We start from the raw sequence: 1,805 nt of genomic DNA, 5'->3' as shown, positions 1-1,805 counted from the left end.
AACGCCCTAGAGGAAAAGCTTGAAAAGCTAACTCAAGAAATTGAGGAATCTAAAGATCGTCTAAGTAAAAAAATAAACCGTCCGGTTTCAATCAAATACCCGCCTCAGCTACCTGTCTCCCAAAAAGTTGACGACATTAGCAAGGCAATAAAGGATAACCAGGTTGTAATTGTTGCTGGTGAAACCGGATCAGGTAAAACGACTCAGCTGCCAAAAGCCTGTCTTCAAGCGGGGCTTGGAAGGAAGGGCCTTATCGGCCACACTCAGCCAAGGCGTCTCGCTGCACGCACCGTTTCGACGAGATTAGCGGAAGAGCTAAATTCCCCGCTTGGTGATCTGGTTGGCTATCAAGTTCGTTTTACCGATCAAGTTAGTGATAGTACGCTAATAAAGGTCATGACGGATGGTATTCTCTTAAATGAAATCAAGTTTGACCGTTACTTAAATCGTTATGAAGTTATTATTATTGATGAGGCGCATGAGCGTAGTTTAAATATTGATTTCTTACTCGGTTACTTAAAACGCGTTCTGCTGAAAAGACCTGAATTAAAACTCATTATTACCTCTGCCACGATCGACGTAGACCGGTTCTCGGAGTTCTTTACTGGCGCGCCAATATTTTCTGTTTCAGGGCGAAGTTATCCGGTTGACGTGAATTACCGCCCATCTATTGGTGCAGATGTACAAGAGTTATCTCTTGGTGAGCAGATAGCTACAGTGGTCGAGGAGATTCAAGACGAAGAACGCCAACGCTCTTGGCAAGTTGGCGATGTTTTGGTTTTCTTACCTGGCGAGCGAGAGATCAGAGAGATCGCCAAGACCCTTAATGATTATGAATGGCGTGACACCGAGATACTGCCCTTATATGCCAGGTTAAGTACCAAAGACCAGAGCAGGGTGTTTCAACCTCACTCTGGCAGACGAATCATCCTTTCTACTAATGTCGCTGAGACCTCAATTACAGTGCCTGGTATCCGCTATGTAATTGACCCCGGTACCGTGCGGATTTCCCGCTATTCGTATCGCTCAAAATTACAGCGTTTGCCTATCGAGTCAATCTCCCAAGCGAGTGCAAATCAACGAAAGGGTCGTTGTGGGCGGATTGCTGAAGGTATTTGTTATCGACTTTACAGTGAAGACGACTTTATTTCACGACCTGAGTTTACCGATCCGGAAATACAGCGCACCAATCTAGCGGCTGTTATTCTTAAAATGATCGACTCCGGACTCGGGGCAGTGAAAGACTTTCAGTTTATTGATCCACCTGACTCTCGTCTTTTAAATGATGGCTATAAACTACTATTTGAGTTGCAGGCCGTCGATGAAAACAACCGCTTAACAGCGTTGGGCAAGAAACTTGCGACGCTTCCCACAGACCCTCGTTTAGGACGCATGCTGCTTAGCGCTCAGGACTTAAACGCAGTAAAAGAAGTGCTGATTATTGTTAGCGGCTTAAGCATACAAGATCCTCGTGAGCGCCCTGCAGATAAGCAGCAAGCAGCTGACCAGGCTCATGCGGAATATAAAGACCCTGAATCAGATTTCCTTTCTTTTTTGCGGTTGTGGGAATTCTTTGAAGATAAACGCCAGGAGCTAAGCAATAATCAATTAAAGCGCTTTTGCCAGAAAAACTTCCTATCCGCTGTGCGTATGAGGGAGTGGCGCGAGATACATAGACAACTATTACTCGTTTTAAAAAGCATCGGCATCAAGGAAAATGATAGCGAGGCTTCTTATGACTCTATTCATAAGGCTTTATTGAGCGGCTTGCTTGGCAATATCGGTAAACATGAAGAAAAACGCGA

At 45.0% G+C, this 1,805-nt stretch carries 1 protein-coding gene; it reads left to right on the top strand.

Annotated elements, in window-relative coordinates:
* Positions 1 to 1,805 (top strand): ATP-dependent RNA helicase HrpA (hrpA, locus tag A3766_RS20345; RefSeq protein ID WP_068642881.1); only part of this gene is annotated, 1,805 nt, incomplete at both ends.

The sequence above is a fragment of the Oleiphilus sp. HI0132 genome, from assembly GCF_001635845.1.
The sequence above is the reverse complement of the archived record's forward strand: the minus strand, read 5'-3'. Positions and strand labels throughout refer to the sequence as shown.